The sequence below is a fragment of the Paeniglutamicibacter sulfureus genome, from assembly GCF_030512175.1.
Lineage (GTDB): Bacteria > Actinomycetota > Actinomycetes > Actinomycetales > Micrococcaceae > Paeniglutamicibacter > Paeniglutamicibacter sulfureus.
On record NZ_JAULBL010000001.1, the window covers coordinates 1252985 to 1271957 of the forward strand.

16 protein-coding genes and 3 riboswitches are annotated in these 18973 nt (G+C 65.1%); of the genes, 9 read left to right on the forward strand and 7 right to left on the reverse strand.

Translation table 11 applies throughout. The features are described 5' to 3' along the window. Positions 1 to 37 precede the first annotated feature (37 nt). On the forward strand, positions 38 to 1159 hold the full coding sequence (gene ald / locus Q2T94_RS05470; RefSeq protein ID WP_302263188.1) for an alanine dehydrogenase: 1122 nt from the start codon (positions 38 to 40) through the stop codon (positions 1157 to 1159). A gap of 308 nt (positions 1160 to 1467) precedes the next feature. On the opposite strand, the gene Q2T94_RS05475 is transcribed toward ald, so the two are convergent. Then, entirely contained in the window at positions 1468 to 2871 is a 1404-nt protein-coding gene (locus Q2T94_RS05475) for an LLM class flavin-dependent oxidoreductase (protein WP_264269834.1), read from the reverse strand. An 82-nt stretch (positions 2872 to 2953) separates the two neighbouring features. Next, entirely contained in the window at positions 2954 to 4291 is a 1338-nt protein-coding gene (locus tag Q2T94_RS05480) for an acyl-CoA dehydrogenase family protein (protein ID WP_302263189.1), read from the reverse strand. Between the two features lie 6 nt (positions 4292 to 4297). Next, a riboswitch (SAM riboswitch) is annotated at positions 4298 to 4395 on the reverse strand. A gap of 423 nt (positions 4396 to 4818) precedes the next feature. Beyond that, positions 4819 to 4909, forward strand: a riboswitch (SAM riboswitch). A 4-nt stretch (positions 4910 to 4913) separates the two neighbouring features. Between Q2T94_RS05480 and Q2T94_RS05485 the strand changes: the two genes are divergently transcribed. The 4 genes from Q2T94_RS05485 (at position 4914) to acs (ending at position 9773) form a co-directional block, all read left to right on the forward strand. Then, positions 4914 to 5726 carry an ABC transporter ATP-binding protein gene (locus Q2T94_RS05485; RefSeq protein WP_264269832.1) on the forward strand — a complete coding sequence of 271 codons (813 nt, stop codon included), beginning with the start codon at positions 4914 to 4916 and terminating at the stop codon, positions 5724 to 5726. Between the two features lie 86 nt (positions 5727 to 5812). After that, positions 5813 to 6841 carry an aliphatic sulfonate ABC transporter substrate-binding protein gene (locus Q2T94_RS05490; protein ID WP_264269831.1) on the forward strand — a complete coding sequence of 343 codons (1029 nt, stop codon included), beginning with the start codon at positions 5813 to 5815 and terminating at the stop codon, positions 6839 to 6841. Continuing rightward, positions 6841 to 7671 carry an ABC transporter permease gene (locus Q2T94_RS05495; RefSeq protein ID WP_372342900.1) on the forward strand — a complete coding sequence of 277 codons (831 nt, stop codon included), beginning with the start codon at positions 6841 to 6843 and terminating at the stop codon, positions 7669 to 7671. Before Q2T94_RS05490 ends, Q2T94_RS05495 begins: the two co-directional genes overlap by 1 nt. Positions 7672 to 7796: 125 nt before the next feature. Then, positions 7797 to 9773, forward strand: coding sequence for an acetate--CoA ligase (gene acs, locus Q2T94_RS05500; protein WP_264269830.1), 1977 nt, complete (start codon positions 7797 to 7799; stop codon positions 9771 to 9773). A gap of 4 nt (positions 9774 to 9777) precedes the next feature. Here the strand turns inward: acs and Q2T94_RS05505 are convergent, their stop codons facing one another. Both Q2T94_RS05505 and Q2T94_RS05510 read right to left on the reverse strand, forming a co-directional pair. Beyond that, the gene (locus Q2T94_RS05505) at positions 9778 to 10425 is read right to left on the reverse strand and encodes a class I SAM-dependent methyltransferase (RefSeq protein WP_302263190.1); all 648 of its coding nucleotides are present in this window, start codon (positions 10423 to 10425) and stop codon (positions 9778 to 9780) included. 154 nt (positions 10426 to 10579) lie between these two features. Beyond that, positions 10580 to 11512: a LysR family transcriptional regulator gene (locus Q2T94_RS05510; protein ID WP_302263191.1), complete on the reverse strand. Its 933-nt coding sequence runs from the start codon at positions 11510 to 11512 to the stop codon at positions 10580 to 10582. A gap of 159 nt (positions 11513 to 11671) precedes the next feature. Between Q2T94_RS05510 and Q2T94_RS05515 the strand changes: the two genes are divergently transcribed. After that, on the forward strand, positions 11672 to 12976 hold the full coding sequence (locus tag Q2T94_RS05515) for an aromatic ring-hydroxylating oxygenase subunit alpha (RefSeq protein ID WP_302263192.1): 1305 nt from the start codon (positions 11672 to 11674) through the stop codon (positions 12974 to 12976). A 26-nt stretch (positions 12977 to 13002) separates the two neighbouring features. After that, positions 13003 to 14439 carry a ferredoxin reductase gene (locus Q2T94_RS05520; protein WP_302263371.1) on the forward strand — a complete coding sequence of 479 codons (1437 nt, stop codon included), beginning with the start codon at positions 13003 to 13005 and terminating at the stop codon, positions 14437 to 14439. 137 nt (positions 14440 to 14576) lie between these two features. Here Q2T94_RS05520 and Q2T94_RS05525 read toward each other — a convergent pair whose 3' ends face one another. Continuing rightward, positions 14577 to 15128, reverse strand: a complete 552-nt coding sequence (locus tag Q2T94_RS05525; RefSeq protein WP_302263194.1) for a histidine phosphatase family protein — start codon at positions 15126 to 15128, stop codon at positions 14577 to 14579. A 131-nt stretch (positions 15129 to 15259) separates the two neighbouring features. Next, positions 15260 to 15355, forward strand: a riboswitch (SAM riboswitch). 165 nt (positions 15356 to 15520) lie between these two features. Here Q2T94_RS05525 and Q2T94_RS05530 point away from each other — a divergent pair. Both Q2T94_RS05530 and Q2T94_RS05535 read left to right on the forward strand, forming a co-directional pair. Further along, complete coding sequence (locus Q2T94_RS05530; protein ID WP_264269825.1) at positions 15521 to 16894, forward strand: O-acetylhomoserine aminocarboxypropyltransferase/cysteine synthase family protein; 1374 nt, start codon at positions 15521 to 15523, stop codon at positions 16892 to 16894. Beyond that, positions 16894 to 17394, forward strand: coding sequence for a CoA-binding protein (locus Q2T94_RS05535; protein WP_264269824.1), 501 nt, complete (start codon positions 16894 to 16896; stop codon positions 17392 to 17394). The genes Q2T94_RS05530 and Q2T94_RS05535 overlap by 1 nt, the downstream gene beginning before the upstream one ends. A gap of 143 nt (positions 17395 to 17537) precedes the next feature. Here the strand turns inward: Q2T94_RS05535 and Q2T94_RS05540 are convergent, their stop codons facing one another. Next, complete coding sequence (locus Q2T94_RS05540) at positions 17538 to 17924, reverse strand: hypothetical protein (protein ID WP_264269823.1); 387 nt, start codon at positions 17922 to 17924, stop codon at positions 17538 to 17540. Positions 17925 to 18126: 202 nt separating this feature from the next. After that, positions 18127 to 18906 carry a carbon-nitrogen hydrolase family protein gene (locus Q2T94_RS05545; RefSeq protein ID WP_302263195.1) on the reverse strand — a complete coding sequence of 260 codons (780 nt, stop codon included), beginning with the start codon at positions 18904 to 18906 and terminating at the stop codon, positions 18127 to 18129. Positions 18907 to 18973: the final 67 nt, after the last annotated feature.

Here is an 18973-nt window from a genome sequence, read left to right on the forward strand (position 1 = left end):
TTTCACGTCAACAACCAAACACGAAGGCACAAGCTCAATGAAGATCTCAGTCGTCAAGGAAATCAAGGCCCAGGAACAGCGCGTGGCACTGCTTCCAGCCGGAGTCGCCGCGCTTACCGGGCGCGGACACACCGTCTATGTTGAACACGAGGCCGGACGGGCCGCAGGCTTCCCCGATGAACAGTACGCCGCGGCCGGTGCCATCCTGGTCGACCAGAACGAAGCCTGGGCCAACGCCGAACTCCTGGTCAAGGTCAAGGAACCCGTCGCCTCCGAATACGGTTTCCTCCGCGAAGACCTCACCCTGTTCACCTACCTGCACCTGGCCGCCGACCGTCCTCTGACCGAAGCCCTGCTGGAGGCCGGCACGCTCGGGATCGCCTATGAAACGGTGCAGGACGAGACCGGGCTGCCGTTGCTGACCCCGATGAGTGAAATCGCCGGTCGACTGGCAGCCCACGCGGCGGCCAACTATCTAACCGGTCCCAACGGTGGGCCGGGACGCCTGCTGGGCGGTTCACCGGGAGTGGCTCCCTGCCGGGTGCTGGTCATCGGTGGTGGCGTGGTCGGCACCCAGGCAGCGCAGTTGGCCCTGGGCATGCAGGCCGAGGTCACGATCCTGGAAATGTCCCCGCGCCGCATCCGCCAGCTCGATGAATTGCTAGGTTCCCGGGCCCGCGTCCTCATGAACGACCCGCTGACCCTCGAACAGGAACTGGCGCAGGCCGATGCGGTCATCGGTGCCGTGCTGGTTCCCGGGCGGGCCGCACCCAAGGTAGTCAAGCGCTCACAGCTGGGCCTGCTCAAGCCCGGAGCCTTGCTCGTGGATGTCGCCATCGACCAGGGCGGCGCGTTCGAAACGTCCCGCCCGACGACCTACCAGGATCCCATCTACGAGGTGGACGGGGTGCGTCACTACTGCGTGGCAAACATGCCAGGTGGCGTCCCGCAAACCTCGACCAAGGCACTGACCAATGCCACCCTGCCATACGTGCTGCAGCTGGCTGACCAGGGAGCGGAGCAGGCGGTGGCCGCCAATCGCGCGTTGGCCGCCGGAGTCAACACCAGGGCCGGCCGGATCGCCTATCCGGGGGTGGCCGCGGCCTTCAGCGATCTCCCCGGCGAGGACCGGGAACTGTTCGCCGTGGCAAGCAACTGACATCCGACAAGTTTGGGACAGGTGACATCACCTGTCCCAAACCGTCTGCCCCGAACGTCATCGTCGCTCGGGGCTTTTTGGTTGGATCCCCTGCCCTCTGGATCCGTGGCTTTCTTGGGGCCCGCGAACTTCCGCCTGTCCACCGCCAATCCGTGCGGCGCAACCCGACCTCACCCCGGTTGCTGAAGACGGTGCTTCCCGGCCAAGACGTACATTGCGGAAGGATCTGCGGGTTAAAGAGTTCGGACGGCGGTGCACCCTGCAGGGTGCAACGCCGCCCGACCCCCCCGTACGGGGACGACTACAGGTTACTTGACCTCGGCGTTGGCGAACCGGTAGTTGGCCGCGCGGTGGGAGTCCTGGACGCGGTCTCCCTTGCCGAAGAGCTTGTTGCGCAGCGTGCCCTCGACGTATTCGGTCGGGTAGGCACCGCGGGCCTGCAGCTCGGGAACGATGAACTCCACGATGTCCTCAAAGGTTCCCGGGGTGATGGCATAGGCCAGGTTGAACCCGTCTACGTCGGTGTCTTCGACCCACTCGATGAGCTTGTCGGCAACCTCGGTCGGCGAGCCGACGGTGATCGGTCCGAACCCGCCAACGCCCACCCATTCGGCCAGCTGGCGGATGGTCCACGGGTTCCCGTCGTCTCCGCTGGCCTTTTGGAAGGTCGTGACGGTGGACTGGATGGCGTTGGACTTCACGTTGGCACCAATGACGTCGTCCGGGCCGTAGGTGGACATGTCCACGCCCATCCAGCCGGAGATCAGGGCGAGGGCCCCGTCGATGTCGGCGTAGGACTTGTAGTCCTCGAACTTGGCCTGCGCTGCCGCGGAGTCCACATCCGTGATGATCGTCTGCATGGCGTAGATGCGCACGTCGTAACGGCCGCGGCCCGCGGCCTCGGCGGCGTCGCGGATCTTGGTGACGGTGGCCTTGAGCATTTCCTTGGTCGGGGAGGTCACGAAGACCGCCTCGGCGTTCTCCGAGGCGAACTTCAGTCCGCGCGGCGAGGCGCCGGCCTGGAACACCACGGGGGTGCGCTGCGGGCTGGGTTCGGTGATGGCAATGCCCGGGACCTTGAAGTACTTGCCCTCGTGGTTGATCTCATGGACCTTGGTCGGGTCGGTGAAGATGCCGCGCTCAACGTCGCGCACCACCGCGTCCTCTTCCCAGGAGCCCTCGAGCAACTTGTAGATGACCTCCATGTACTCGTCGGCCTGGTTGTAGCGCTCGTCGTGCTCGAGCTGGTCCTCCTGGCCCATGTTCCGTGCGGCGGAGGGCAGGTAGCCGGTCACGACATTCCACCCGACGCGGCCCTTGGTCAGGTGGTCAAGGGTCGCCAGGCGGCGGGCGAAGGGGTAGGGGTGCTCGTAGGACGTCCCGGCGGTGACGCCGAAGCCGAGGTTCTCGGTCACCGAGGCCATGGCCGAAACCAGCATGAAGGGGTCGTTGACCGGGACCTGGGTGCCGGCGCGCAGCGGCACCTCGTTGGAGCCGCCGAAGACGTCGTAGGTGCCCAGCACGTCGGCGATGAAGATGCCGTCGAACTTGCCCTTTTCCAGGGTCTTGGCCAGGTCGGTCCAGTAGGACAGGTCCTTATAGCGGGCCGACTGGTCCTTGGGGTGCTTCCACAGACCCGGGGACTGGTGTCCCACGCAGTTCATGTCGAAGGCGTTGAAACGGATGTGGCGGGGGGCGGGTGTCTGGCTCATGTTTGTCCTTCGCGAGGTGGTGGGAGTTTGCGGATCCGATGGTGCGCGGATCAAGTCAGTGGTTCGGTGGCGGTTGGCGGTTTTAGGGGAGGCCGGTTGCCGGTATTGCACCCACGTCGCCGATGGCGTTGAGCTGCTGGGGTGCCGTTCCATTGACCTCGTAGTCGCCGATGATGCGCGCCTTGTAGATCGCCGGGTTGTGGGTGGCAACGGTGCGCGCGTTGCGCCAGTGCCGGTCCAGGTTGCAGCCCTTGGCGGTTGCCGAGGCGCCCAGTCCGTCAAAAAGCTTGGTCGCCGCCGAGAGAACCAGCGGCTGGACCACGGCTTGCGCCCGATCCGCGGCGAGTTCACACACCGCAAACCGCTCTGCCGGGCTCAGCGAGGCATCGGCAAGCGCGATCTCGATCTCCGCCACGGCGGCCAGGACGATGGAGTCGACGGCGAACGCGGTGCCCGAGATCTCGCCGACCAATTGGAGCACCTGGGGTTCCTCGCGCACCGGAACGCCCGTTCCGGTGCTGAAGCTTCGAGTGCGGGCCTGGACCGACGAGCGCACGTCATTGAGAACCGCGCGCGTGATTCCGGCTTGGACCCCCAGGAGCACCAGCTGGAAGATGGCGGATTCCGGGTCGTTGACCTGCTGTTCGTCGGGCAGGATCGTGTCCACCGGGACGTTCTCGAACGTGGTCGAGCCGGTGCCGGTGAGCTGCTGCCCGAATCCGTCCCAGTCGTCAAAGATCTTGACCCCGGAATGCTGCGTGGAGACCACCGCGATCTGGCGGCCGGCGCGGGCCGGATGCGCCACGGCGACGGCGACCCAATCGGCGTAGATCGTGCCGGTGCAATAGTATTTCTCGCCATTGAGGATCCAGCGTTCGCCCTGCTTGGCAATGGTCGTGTTGAGCGTGCCCAACCGGTTCCCGCCGCGCTCGGTGTAGGCGTTGCCGACGATCTGGCCGGCAACAATGCGCTCGATCCAGCGGTGCCGCAAGGCATCGTCCTCAAGCAACAGCACGGATTCGACGAAGCCGATGTGTGAGCGCCACAGGTGCGCCACCTGTGAATCCGCCTCGGCGAGTTCGATCAAGAGGCGGAACAAGTCGGACACGCTTGCCCCATAGCCACCTGCTGCCACCGGGATGCGCAATGCCCCGAATCGCACCCGGTTCAGCCACCCGACAGGTTCAAAGGGGAGGGTCCGGTTGGCATCGCGCTCGCTGGCCCCGACCGCGATCTTGGCGAAGACCGGGCGGAAAATCGCAGCCAACTCGTCATAGTGACCGTTCAGTGGAACGCCCGGCGTGAGTTTGAGCAGGTGTCGGGCGGGGGTGTCGCCGGTGAATGCGTCGAGGTTGACGGCGCCAAAGATGTTCGGGTCCGCCTCGACGGCGTGCGCTAGTGCAAATGAATCGATAGCCATGAATTCTCTCCATCGGTCCTGGCGTGAGCACCTACCGCCCAATTAAGGGGAAGGGGTTGCTGCGGCGTCATGGAGCCAGATCTCTCGGCCGCTCTGGATGGTTGTTGGACATATTTCTACACGCCCCGGCGAAGCGGAGACAACCCGGTTCGTCACAAATGGCACGTGCGTCACAGGGCACAGCGGGCTTCCTGGCCCGCCGCGGCATCGGCTCGGTAGCGACCCAACGCCGATCCGACAACCATTCCTTCGACGAGACACCAGCCTTGGCGCGGAGGTCAGGCGACCCGGGGCCCCAGGTTCAGCCGGCCCGCCCGACAGCGGGTTCACGCGGCTGGACGCGTGATACGCGGGCCGGGAGGGCGGTCCCCCGCCGGCACTTTGGCGCTCGTGGAAAGAAGATGAAAATTCCCTATTTCATCAAATTTCATTCGATGGATTGCCGATTCTTTCCGGCTTGTCGAACGTTCCGTCACATTACGGCCGGCTTGCCTCCATGACGCCGGATCGACTTTGATGAAGGTAACAACCCATCCCGAGCGGCCGAGAGATCTGGCTCCATGACGCCGCAGCAACCACCTCGACCGAGGCCGGTGCTACCGCCAGGAACGATGGAGAGAACATGACTTCCACGCTTGACCACCCCACGCTTTCCCTACCGGCACGCGGCTCCAACCCGGCGCTTCGCGTGACGTTCAAAGGCGTTGGACGCAGCTTCGACGGTCGCAAAGTGTTGGGTGATGTCGACCTCGAGATCGCGGGCGGCGAAGTCGTGGCAATCCTTGGCCCTAGCGGTTGCGGCAAGTCCACGTTGCTTCGCTCGGTCTCCGGACTGGACCGACCCTCCACGGGCCAGGTCCTGATCGACGGCACCGCCGTCAACGGCCTGGACGCCCGATGCGCCGTGGCTTTCCAGGAACCGCGCTTGCTGCCGTGGCAATCCGTTGAAAAGAACGTGGCTTTGGGGCTTCCCCAGGGTACGGACCGTTCCATTGGCGCCACCCGCGTAGCCGAACTCCTGGAACTCGTCGAGTTGGATGCCCACAGCACCTTACGGCCGCGGGAAATTTCCGGCGGCATGGCCCAGCGCACCTCGCTTGCACGGGCACTGGCCCGACGCCCCGGAGTCCTGCTGCTGGATGAACCATTCGGCGCGCTGGATGCACTTACACGCCTGAAAATGCAGGACCTGCTGCTGGACATCCACGGCGCCTACCCGACGACCGTCTTGCTGGTCACCCACGACGTCGACGAGGCGCTCCAGTTGGCCGACCGCATCGTGGTGTTGGGTCGCCCGAACGGCGCCACCTCCGCCACCGTCACCCAGGTCCTCACGGTCCCCGGCGCACGTCCGCGCCACCGCAGCGATGAAGCCCTGGCCCGAATGCGCAGCTCGCTGCTGGCGTCGCTCGGCGTTGACGCGCACCGCCACTAGCACCGGCCCCCAATCACTTCCACTCCACTCGCTTCTTAGAACCAGCGCCGCACTGGCGTGCGGTCGAACACTCAAGGAAACCACTTATGAACCGCAAATTCTTCTCGCGTCGCGCGCTCATCGCCACCACCGCGCTGGCAACTGCCACCGCACTGCTGACCGGTTGCGCCGGCGAAGGCTCCGGCGGCGCCAGCGCCAACGAAGCCACGACCCTCAACATCGACTTCGCCACCTACAACCCGTTGAGCTTGGTGCTCAAGGAAAAGGGCTGGCTGGAAGCATCGCTGAAGGACCAGGGCGTCACCGTGAACTGGGTGCAGTCGGCCGGTTCCAACAAGGCCAACGAAGCGCTCCGCGCGGGCGCCATCGACGTGGGATCGACCGCGGGCTCCGCCGCCCTGCTGGCCCGCTCCAATGGTTCACCGATCAAGACCATCGACATCTACTCGCAGCCCGAGTGGGCTGCCCTTGTGGTCGCCAAGGACTCCCCCATCAAGGAGGTCTCCGACCTGAAGGGCAAGTCAGTGGCTGCCACCAAGGGAACCGATCCTTACTTCTTCTTGCTGCAGGCCCTGGAACAGGCAGGGCTTGGTCCCGACGACGTGACGGTGGAAAACCTCCAGCACGCCGATGGGCGCGCTGCCTTGGAAAACGGCTCCGTGGACGCCTGGAGTGGACTGGACCCGATCATGGCCGGCGCCGAGGAAAACGGCGCCACGCTGATCTACCGCAACCTGGACTTCAACACCTACGGCGCGCTGAATGCGACCGAATCCTTCCTCAAGGATTCCCCGGAAGTCGCACAGGCCGTGGTGGATTCCTACGAAAAGGCCCGTGAGTGGGCTGCGGACAACCAGCAGGAAACCGCGACCATCCTGGCCGACGTGGCCGGGCTGGAAACGCCGGTTGCCGAAAAGGTGATCCTCGAGCGTTCCAACCTCGATGTTTCGGCGGTACCCGGTGAAAAGCTGATCGACGTCCTCACCGTCGTCGGGCCGATCTTCGTTCAAACCCACGACGTCACGGACCAGGCCGCCGTAGATGCCGCACTCAGCACCCTGATTGACGACTCGTTCGCCAAGAAGGCCGATTCATCCAAGGTCAAGGCCTCCTAATGTCCGCTGACCTGTCCCTGGACACCAGCGAATCGACCAACGGCAACGGCGCGTCCATGCCCGGGGGCCCACTGCTGGCATCCCGGCTGGGCCGCATCGGCCTGGGCACGTTGGTGCCGCTGTTCATTCTCGCCCTGTGGCAGGGTGCGACCTCGTTCGGGTGGGTCACCCCGGCTCAGTTGCCGTCGCCGGCCTCGGTGTTTTCCGCCGCGGTGGATCTTCTCGGTCGCGGAGAACTGGGCAACCACATTGGCATCTCAACCCAGCGCGTCCTGGTCGGCTTTGCCATCGGCGCGGTGCTGGGCCTGGCCATCGGCGCCTTGGTCGGCTTGTCGCGCATAGCCGACGCTTTGCTGGCGCCGACCATCGGGGCATTTCGCGCGGTGCCATCCCTGGCCTGGGTCCCGCTGTTGATCCTGTGGATGAAGATCGGTGAGGACTCAAAGGTCACCCTGATTGTCATTGGTGCGTTCTTCCCCGTATTCACCACCGTGTACCTGGCCCTGCGCCACGTGGACAAGAACTTGATCGAGGCCGGCCGCGCTTTCGGACTCAAGGGCGTCAAGCTGTTGACGACCATCCAGCTTCCCGCGGTGGTTCCGGCAATATTTTCCGGCCTCCGGCTGGCCCTGGCCCAAGCCTGGCTTTTCCTGGTGGCCGCCGAATTAATCGCATCCTCCATGGGCCTGGGGTTCCTGCTGCTTGATTCTCAAAACAACGGCCGCATCGATCGACTGATCCTCGCCATCATCCTGCTGGCCGTGCTGGGCAAGACCACCGACGCGTTGGTGGGCTTGGCCGAACGCTGGGCCATCAAACGCTGGGCCTGACCCGGCAAACCTGCCCAAGAACCACCGAAGAAAAGCATCCCGAGCGGCCAAGAGAACCGGCTCCGTGACGGCGCAGCAACCACATATGCGGTGGAGTGCCAGCGCCAGGACCGATGGAGAAGACAATGACTGAAACCCTGAACACGACCGCCCCCGGCATCGCCAACGAGGCCACCTGGAACGAAGCCGAACGCCTGGCCTTCTGGGACGCCGCGGCGCGGCGCCTGAGCTGGTCCGACCAATGGCACACCGTCCACAGCAGCACCGGCGTGGACCCGGAGACGCGGCGTGGACCCGAGTTGCGCTGGTTCGAGGGCGGCAAGCTCAACGCCGCCTACAACTGCGTGGACCGCCATGTGGAAGCCGGTCGCGGCGACAAGGTGGCCCTGCACTTCGAGGGCGAGCCCGGCGACACCACCACCGTCACGTACAAGGACCTGCAGGACCGTGTTTCCCAGGCCGCCAATGCGCTGGTCGCCTTGGGCATCACCAAGGGCGACCGCGTGGTCATCTACCTGCCGGTGTTGGTGGAAACCATCGTCATCACCCTGGCCTGCGCGCGCATCGGCGCAGTGCACTCGCTGGTCTTCGGCGGCTTCTCCGCCGAAGCCCTGAAGTTCCGCGTCGAGGACACCGCCGCCAAGCTCCTGGTCACCACCGACGGCCAGTTCCGCCGCGGCACATCGGTCCCGGTCAAGGCGCACGCCGACGAGGCCGTTTCCGGCGAAAACTCGATCGAGCACGTCCTGGTCATCAACCGCACCGGGCACACCGACATCAACTGGGTGCAGGGCAGGGACGTGTGGTGGCACGAGGCGGTTGACACCGCGAGCACCGAACACACCCCCGAGGCCTTCGACGCCGAAACGCCCTTGTTCATCATGTACACCTCCGGCACCACCGGCCAGCCCAAGGGCCTGGTCCACACCACCGGCGGCTACCTGACCCAGGCCTCGTGGAGCCACGAGTTCCTCTTCTCGAACCCGGATCCGGCCAAGCGCGAGAACGACGTCCACTGGTGCACCGCCGACCTGGCCTGGGTCACCGCGCACACCTATGAGATCTACGGACCGCTGTCCAACGGCGTCACCCAGGTCATCTACGAGGGCGTGCCCAATGCCCCGCACCCGGGCCGCCACTTCGAAATCATCGCCCGCTACGGCGTGACCAGCTACTACACCGCGCCCACGTTGGTGCGCTCGCTGATGGGCTGGTTCCCCGAGGGAATCCCCGAGGACTACGACCTGTCCTCGATCCGGTTGGCAGGAACCGTCGGCGAAGCCGTGAACCCCGAGGCGTGGCGCTGGCTGCGCAGCCAAGTCGGACGCGACACCGCCGCCGGCATCCCCATGGTCGACACCTGGTGGCAGTCCGAGACCGGTGCCACGATCCTCTCCCCGCGCCAGGACGACACCGCGTTCAAACCCGGCTGCGGCACCCGCGCGCTGCCCGGCGTAGCCGTGGACATCGTCGACGATGCGGCGCAAACAGTGGAGAAGAACCTGCAGGGCTACATCGTGCTGACCAAGACCGGGCCGTCCATGGCCCGCACCGTCTGGGGCAACCCCGAGCGCTACTACACCTCCTACTGGGAGAAGTACGCGCAGCAGGGCTGGTTCCTGGCCGGTGACGGGGCGCGCTTCGATGAGGACGGGGACATCTGGATCCTAGGCCGCACGGACGATGTCATCAACATTTCCGGGCACCGGCTTTCCACCATCGAAATCGAATCGGCACTAGTCACGCACCCGGCAGTCGTCGAGGCCGGGGTTTGCCCGACCAGCGATGCCAAGACCGGCCACGCGGCCACCGCGTTCGTGGTGCCGTTCGACAAGTCCTTGGTGGGAACGGACCTGGCCGGCGAAGCGCTGGCAAAGCAACAGGCCCTCATTGCGGAGCTTCGCAACCACGTGGCAACCCAGATCGGCCCCATCGCCAAGCCGCGCGAGATAGTCTTCGTTCCCGATGTGCCCAAGACCCGCTCGGGCAAGATCATGCGCAGGCTGCTGACCCAGCTCTTTGAGCGCAGCGCCCTGGGCGACACCACCAGCCTGCAGAACGAGCCGTGCATCGCACAGATCAAGGAGATCTGCGACGCCTAACCGGCTACCGCGAAATCTCCACGTAGGCCATCGCCCCGCGACGGGCCAGCGTGACGGATCCAAGACCGCTGGCCCTGACTTCGTCGAAGAGCTCGGTGCCGGATCGGATCCTGGCAATGTCTCCGTGCGCCTTCAGCAGCGCAAGATAGGCGTTGGACCGGGCCGATCCCCTGACCAATGAGGCCAGGAACAGCTTCCCGTGATCTTCGAGTTGCCTGCCCAGCTCCCGGACGGTGGCGGTGACATCCGGGACCAAGTGCAGCAGCCCCAGGCCGAGAATTGTTTCGTACCTCCGGTCTCCCGGGGGCGCGAGCATGTCCCGGCATTCCAGGGTGATTCGATCGGGCAGTGTGCCACCGGCGGCAGTGACGATGGATTCACCGGCCAACTTCAACATCGGTCCGCTCATGTCCACCAACGTCGTCGTCCGGGCACTTGCCACGTGCAGTGTCGCCGTGGCCTGCGCCGTGCCGACCGCAACCTCCAGCAGCGGACCTTTCCCGGAGGCAATGGCCTGGGCCGCGAAGATTGAATATTGCCGGGGGTCGGTGCCCCAGAACACCTTGTTGTACACCTTTGAGCCGATCATGGCGTCGTAGGCCTTCGCACACCGGGCATAGTATTCGGGATCCCCAAAAAACGATTCGCTCATGCACACATGGTGCGCCCGCGCGGGCAGTGTTTTCTAGGCGTGGACCACGCCGATCTTCACGCGGTCCCGTCCACACGCATTCGCCACATGGTATTTGCCCTCCGGCACCTCACGACGTCGTGCCCCCGGGCGCGAACGCCGCGATCGCGCGGCTTCACCCTTCCCCATCCAGCCGTTCGGTGAGGATTCGCTTCGCCCTGCCCTGCAGGATCCCGAGCGATTCCTTGATCAGCGGTGAGCCGAGGCTGCCTTTGCGCACCGCCGCGACAATCCTGCGCGACGGTTTTCCGCGGCCCGAGATGGGCAGTCGGGTCACGTTTTCCGCGTTTCCCAAGGTCGCCAGGCGCGGCAGCAGTCCAACTCCAAGGCCAGCTCCGACGAAGGCGATCTGGGTTTCCCACTCAACGGCCTCGTGGGCAATTCTCGGCGTGACTCCGACGGCCGTAAACGCCGCAGTGAACAGGGAATGATAGGTGGAACCCGGGGCTTCGGTGATCCAGGGTTCGGTCGCCAGCTCTTCGAGCGTTACCGTTGCCCGCGTTGCCAGCGGGTGGTCGGAGGGGAGGATCACGTCGAGGGGATCGTTGAGCAGCGTGGTCTGCTCGAAGCGCGGATCTTCCTCAACATGGGTCTGGGACTGCATGGCCACGATGACCGCCAGGTCGATTCGTTCGGCGACCAGCAGGTCGAAGCAACGTGCCGGATTCGCCTCGAGCACCTGGACGTCCACCGAGGGACGTGCCGTACGCAGGGTGGCGGCCAGCGGCGCGAGCAGCTGGGCAGCCGCGGTGGAAAAGCCGCCCAGCCCGAAGTGGGACTGTACCTGGTCGCCGGCCTGGAGCGCCGCGGCCCGCAGCCGCTCCCATTCCGTCATCAACACGTCGGAGCCCGTCACGAGGAACCTGCCGGTGGCCGTCAGGCGCACGCCCCGCCCTTCCTTCGCCAGCAGCTCCATGCCCAACACGCGCTGCAGCTCACGCAACTGTGCCGACACCGCTGAGGGCGAATATCCGGTGAGTTCCGCGGTTGCCCCGACGGTGCCGGTCCGGGCAAACACTCTGAGCGTGGTGAGTCGCGGATCGATCATGCACCTATTCTGCATCATTATCCCCAAAATCTTGCGCTTTTATTGCAGGGCATCGATCCATACCCTCGTGAGTAAGAAGTTTCCGGCATTTCGGTGACCTGGATCACCAACCGGGACCCCGGCCCGCATGCCCGCCCCATTCCCCCGAGGAGTAAACACATGTCTGCATCAGTGAACGTGCCCCTGTCTTCACGCGGCAAGCTCGCTTCGTCATTGCCTGCGGAGCAGCTGGCCGAGATCACCGAGTTGTTCGACTTCCGCCGCGAAGGCCATTCCCTTGACGCGCCCTTCTACACCGATCCGGCGATCTTCAAGATCGACATGCAGGCCATTTTCGGCGAACACTGGCTCTTTGCCGCGAGCGTCGCCGAGCTCCCGGAACCGGGCGACTATGTGACCGTCGACTACGGGCCCTACTCCCTGATCGTGCTGCGCAACGACGAGGGCGGCGTGAACGTCCTGCACAACGTGTGCCGCCACCGCGGCGCGCGCGTGTTGACCGAGTCCACCGGAACCACGGGGAACCTGGTGTGCGGCTACCACTCCTGGACCTACGCCCCCAGCGGAGACCTGATCCACGCTTCCGCACCCGGGGAAACGAAGTTCGACAAGGGCTGCTTCGGGCTCAAGCGCGCCCACAGCCGCGAATACGCCGGCCTCATCTTCGTCTGCATGGCCGAGGAACCGCCGGCCGACTTCGACGAAACTGCGAAGATCTTCGAGCCCTACCTGGCCCCGCACGACCTCTCGAAGGCAAAGGTCGCCTACCAGCAGAACATCATCGAGGAGGGCAACTGGAAGCTCGTCATGGAGAACAACCGGGAGTGCTACCACTGCGACGGGCACCCGGAACTGGCCTGTTCCCTGTTCCCCACCTGGGGTTTGACCGAGGGCCTGATCCCACCGCACCTCGAGGAGGTGTGGGACCGCAACACCGAGGCGCAGGCCGCGCTCGAAGCCCGCTGCCGGCGCTACGGCATTCCCTACGAGGTCGTTGAGGAGCTAGACACCCGGGTGGCTGGCATCCGCATCTCGCGCGAGTCCCTCGACGGCGACGGCGAATCGTTCTCCCCCGACGGACACCGACTCTCCAAGAAGCTGCTCGGGGACCTGCGCGACTTCCGCCTCGGCCGCTGCTCGATGCACCTGCAACCCAACAGCTGGTTCCACTTCCTCGGCGACCACGTCATCACCTTCGCAGTGTTCCCCGTCAACGAGCACCAAACCCTGGTGCGCACCACCTGGCTGGTCGCCGACGATGCCGTGGAAGGCGACGACTACGACCTGGAGAAACTCACGCACACCTGGAAGCAGACCAACCTGCAGGACAAGGAATTCGTCGAACTCTGCCAAAAGGGAGCCGGCAGCCCCGCCTACGAACCCGGCCCGTATATGAAAAGCGAATACCAGGTCGAGGCATTCATCAACTGGTACATCCAGCGCGTGCAGGAACACCTGTCGTGACCATGACCACGACCGAGCCCACAATCATGACCGAGACCACGACCACGACCATTACCGCGCCCCACCAGGAGCCACAGCGCATCCGCGGCCTGGAAATGCCGTGGAACCGCGTGCTGGGCAGCACCGAGGGACCGGCCAGTGCCGCGCGCGCCCTGGGCCCCTGGCACCCGCAGGAGTTCCTGGCCGAATGCGTCGAGATTGTTCCGGAAGTCGGTGGAATGCTGACCTTCGTGTTCCGCCGCGCAGACGGCGCGCCCCTCGCGTTCCGCCCGGGTCAATACGTGAACATCGCCTTCCCCGTGAACGGCGAGGGCGGGGACCCGATCGACCGCAGCTACTCCCTGTCCAGTTCGCCCACGAAACCGTGGACCTTCGACATCACGGTGAAGCGCGACCCGGCCGGCCGGGTCTCGCCGTGGGTGCACGAAAACGTCGGACCCGGCACGGTGCTCGAGATGCTCGGACCCGTCGGCGCCTTCCACCTGCCCGACGCCGACCGGCGGGCGCGCTACCTCCTGCTGGCCGCGGGCTCCGGCATCACCCCGATCATGTCCATGCTGCGGACCATCCACTCGCTGCCCGGACAGGCAGACGTGGTGGTGCTCTATCACGGGGCCGCACCTGGAGGCTTCGCCTTCCACCAGGAACTGGGCTACATCGCCACCGTGGATTCGCGCGTCACCGTCCACTTCTCCCTGGGCGACCGCAGCGCGCCCGCGGACTGGGAAGGCCTCACCGGACGGCTGTCCACCGCGATGCTGGATGAGGTGGCGCCAGATGCCAACGGACGCCAGGTCTACGCCTGCGGCCCCGAGGGCTACCTGAACAACGTGTCCGAACTGCTTGCCGCGGTCGGCGTCGACGACACCTCCATCCACATGGAATTCTTCTCCGGAGACTGCGAGACGACCCTGGAATACCAGACAGAGGTTGCCCTGGCGGAGGAGATTGCCGAGGAAATCGCGGAGGAAATCTCCGATTCGGCGGAGGACTACTACGAAAGCCAGCCTTCCGCCCTGGGCATGTACGAACCGGCCTACGATGACGAGGGCCCGCTGGAGGCCACGGGACTGCCGCTCCAGGCGGCCGATCCCGACTTTGCCGAACCAGGCCCCGTCGATTCCGAGGTTCCGGCCGCCGAGGCAGAAACAGCGGAACCCTCCGCCCCCGACGTTTCGGCATTCGACACCGTCGGCACCGGAAGCCTCACCCTGTCCTTCATGCGCACCGGCATCAATGTCCGCATCGACCCCGAGGAGAAGATCCTCGGCATTGCCCAGCGAGCCGGAGTCAGGATCGGCGCCAACTGCCAGGAAGGCATGTGCGGCTCGTGCAAGATCGTGAAGCTTTCCGGTGATGTTGAGATGAACCACCAAGGCGGGATCCGCGCACGGGAGATCGAGGCCGGCAAGTTCCTGCCGTGTTGCTCGACCGCGCGGACCGATCTGGTGATCGACGCCTAGCTGGCTGGTTCCAGGAGGTGACCTCGGAAGCATGGATGGCCGGGATGGAGGTCATCGGCCCTCGCCGCGCAAGGCCAGGGGGTCGCCAAGGAGGTTCCAGCCATGCCAACGTGGTTCATGTTGGAGGGCGGAATTTCCTAGTGTGCGGCGGCGGACAGGTGCCGCTGCAGCAGGCTGATGTCCACTTCGACGATCTGGCCATTGCGCAGCGGTTTGGTTCGCACGCCGCCCTGCAGCTCATCAACAGTCAGTCGGATCAATGTCCCGTGGGCCACGGCAATGATGTTCTTGCCCTCGTAACGCAGCACCAGCTCACTGAGGGCGGAAATCCCGCGCTTCACCACGTCTTCCTCGGGCTCTGCCGAGTGCAGCAGGAGGTCGATCTCCTCGCGGGGCAGGTCGCGGACCACACGGCCTTCGGCATTGCCGTAGTGGCGTTCCTGGAGACCGCCCAATTTTTCGGTCAGCGTCAACCCCAGGTCATACCCGATGAGTTCCGCCGTTTCCGCTGCGCGGCCAAGCGTCGATGAGACCAGTACATCCCAGTGGCGGGTTACCAGTTCCCGGCCCGCGCCACGTGCCTGCTCACGTCCCAGCTCATTGAGCGGAATATCCGTCTGACCCTGAAGTCGACCTTCGGCATTCCATGCCGTTTCACCGTGACGGACCAAAACCAAGGTTGCACTCATGGCCACAAGCCTAACCCGGCAGGAACGCCGCCGGGATCCGGTGCAGATCCTTCGATTCCCATCCCCCCGGACGCAACCTAAGCACACATTCTTTGGCTACAGGCAATTTTCTTGCCACAATGGATCCCAGACCCCCATCCCGAGCGGCCGAGAGATCTGGCTCTACGACGCCGCAGCAACCTTCCACACTCCGGTGGACAAGGTGCTACCGCCAGAAACGATGGAGAACGCACCAGCGATCTTGGGTGTCGATGCGCCCGCAGGGAAACCCCTCCCCGAGGGCACTTCGGCACCGCATTCATCCGGGAGAAGCACCACCCGCCCCACCACAGGCGAGGACAGTCCGCACCCAGGGCTGCCCCAGCCATATACGCAAGGAGTCAGCCACCCTCATGGCCGAACACCAATTTGGATTCCGCACGCGCGCGCTGCACGCCGGCGGCACCCCTGACGCCGAGCACGGCTCGCGCGCCGTTCCGATCTACCAGACCACGTCGTTTGTCTTCAAGGATTCCGACGACGCCGCGAACCTCTTTGCGCTGCAAAAGTACGGCAACATCTACTCCCGCATCGGCAACCCGACGGTGGCGGCATTCGAGGAGCGCATCGCCTCCCTCGAAGGCGGCATCGGCGCGGTGGCCACCGGCTCGGGCATGGCAGCCGAATTCATCACCTTCGCCGCACTTGCAGGCGCTGGGGACCACATCGTGGCCTCCTCCAAGCTCTACGGCGGCACCATCACCCAGCTCGACGTGACGCTGCGCCGCTTCGGGGTGTCGACGACCTTCATCGACTCCACGGATCCGGCCGAGTTCGCCGCCGCCATCCAGGAAAACACCAAGGCCGTCTACACCGAAGTCGTGGCCAACCCTTCCGGCGACGTCGCCGACCTCAGGGGCCTGGCCGAGGTCGCCCACGCCGCGGGCCTCCCGCTGGTTGTCGATTCGACCCTCACCCCTCCGTACCTGTTGCGCCCGATCGAGCACGGTGCCGACATCGTCATCCACTCCGCCACCAAGTTCCTCGGCGGCCACGGCACCACCCTCGGCGGCATCGTCGTGGAGGCCGGCACCTTCAACTGGGGCAATGGCAAGTTCCCCGCGATGACCGAGCCCGTGGCCTCCTACGGCAACGTCTCCTGGTGGGACAACTTCGGCGAGTACGGCTTCCTGACCAAGTTGCGCAGCGAGCAGCTGCGCGACATCGGACCGGCACTGCCGGCACAGTCCGCGTTCCAGCTGCTGCAGGGCGTCGAGACCCTGCCCCAGCGCATGGACTCGCACCTGGCCAATGCCAAGGCCGTGGCCGCATGGCTGGAGGCCGACCCGCGCATTTCCTACGTGAACTACGCAGGCCTGCCCTCCCACCCGCACTACGAGCGTGCCCAGGAGCTGTTGCCCCTGGGCGTCGGCTCCGTGTTCAGCTTCGGCGTCAAGGGCGGCCGCGCCGCCGGCAGTGCCTTCATCGAGGCATTGCAGTTGGCCAGCCACCTGGCCAACGTCGGGGACGTGCGCACCCTGGTGCTGCACCCGGCTTCCACCACCCACCAGCAGCTCTCCGCCGACCAACTGGTTGCGGCAGGCGTTCCCGAGGACCTGATCCGCTTCTCGGTGGGACTGGAAGACATCGATGACATCCTCTGGGACCTGGACCAGGCCCTGACCGCCTCGCAGCTGGTGGCCGACGCCCCGGCCGAGGAAGCCTACGACGGGGCAGCCTGCTCCATCGACGCCGCCCGCGCGGCCGCCGTGACGGGAGCCAAGTAATGAGCAACGCCGTGGAAACCCGCACCTGGGAAGGCCCGAACGCGGCCGAACGCCTCGAGATCCTGCGCAACACCAAGTCGATCGCGATCGTGGGCGCTTCCAACAAGCCCTCGCGCGCCAGCTACTTCGTGGCGACCTACCTGTTGTCCTCCTCCAAGTACAAGGTCTACTTCGTCAACCCGGTGCTCGATGAGATCCTGGGCCAGCCGGTCTACAAGTCGCTGGCCGACCTGCCGGAGACACCGGACCTGGTGGAGGTCTTCCGCAAGCACGACGACCTGCCCGGCGTCCTGGACGAGTCGATCGCCGTGGGAGCCAAGACCCTGTGGCTGCAACTGGGTTCCTGGCACGAGGAGGTCGCGGCCAAGGCCGAGGCCAACGGCCTGAATGTGGTGATGGACCGGTGCGTGAAGATCGAACACGCACGCTTCCACGGCGGGCTGCGCCTGGCCGGGTTCAACACCGGCGTCATCTCCTCCAAGCGCCAGCTGCTCGCCTAGCAAGACAGTCCGCCCCATGCGAAGGGTCCGTGCCCGAAACCCCATGGTTTCCGGCACGGACCCTTCCCATTGGAGGGAACCGCGGGACGGCCCGAGCGATTCCCGTAGGCAACCCGCCATTCAGGGGCGGCCCGTGGTTCTCATTACCACCCGGTGTCGTCCTCGTCGTCGGCCTCGGAAACCCCGAGGTCCGGCTGCTGGTTTGAATCGAACTCCGCCCAGGCCTCGGCAAAGCCGAGGATGTCCTCGAGCGCTTCTTCCTCGTCGTCGTCCAACAGTTCCAGGGCCTCGGGGGTGTCGAGGATGATTCCGATCGCCGAGGCAGGGTGTTCCTCGAAGTAGTCGATCGGTGAGTAGTCGGCGTTGAAGGTCATGTCCTTGCTCTGCCCATACAGTTCAATGAAGGCCCGCACAGCCTTCGGCACACGAGCCAGGTCCAGGCCGGACAATGAGTCGTTGTAGGCCTGCGCCGTTGCCTCGGCCCATTCCTCGATGATGGCTTCATTCATTTGCGTGTCGGTGGTGCCCACTGCCCTATCCTGCCTAATTGGAGTTACATCGAGCACCAATAGTAGTGGGCGGAACCCGAAGCGTACATGCCCAGAACTGTGAAATTCGTTGGGTCGCGGCCGGCGCTTCGGCGGCCGGGTTCAGACTGCCCGCGGGAGACGCAAAGGGAGCCCGTGCGGGCGCCTGGACGGCACACGCACGGGCTCCCGGGCATTCCTTTTCCTACAGCCTGCGGTTGGCCAGCACCGGCAGGAACTCGCGCACCTCGTCGATGCGCCGGCGCGTGACATCGGTCGTCACCAAGCCCTCGGCATCGTCGCCCAGGTACTCGATCGGCACACCCATGGGATCCAGGATCGCGGAGTGGCCGATGGTGTGGCTCGAGCTGGTTCCGGCGGCCGCGACCCACACCGTGTTCTCGATCGCGCGTGCCCGCAACAGGGTTTCCCAATGCTCGATCTTGTGCTCGCCCTTGAACCAAGCGGCGGCCACCAGCAACAGTTCGGCGCCCTCGTTGACCAGCCTCCGGGCGATTTCCGGGAAGCGCAGGTCATAGCAGGTGAACACCCCGACCTTCATGCCGGCGATGTCGAAGACGGGGACCTCGGCAACATCTCCGGCCTTGATCGACTTCGATTCCTGGTAGGAGAATGCGTCGTAGAGGTGGATCTTGCGGTAGGTCCCCAGGATCGCGCCATCCTCTCCGAGCACCACCAGGGTGTTGTAGGGCAGTTCGTCGCCACTTTGCTCGTATCCCCCGGCCACAATGGCAATCTTGTGCTCGGCGGCCATGAAGGAAAGCTGTTGGACGAATTTGGTCCAGTTCCCTTCGAGGGCGTCATTCAACGGGCCCGTCACCTGCGAAACGGCGAGCATGGCCTCTTCGGGAAAGAGCACCAGGTCGGCGGCCTCGGCCTTCGCCTTGGCAACCAGTCGTTCCATGGTTTCCAAGTTGTCGGTGACCGACCCTGTGGGGGCAAATTGACCAACGCTGACCTTCATGGCGATTCCCTTCGTCGCTGAGTTCTTTCACCCAGCCTAACGACAATCGCCAACTCGGCGAGTCAGC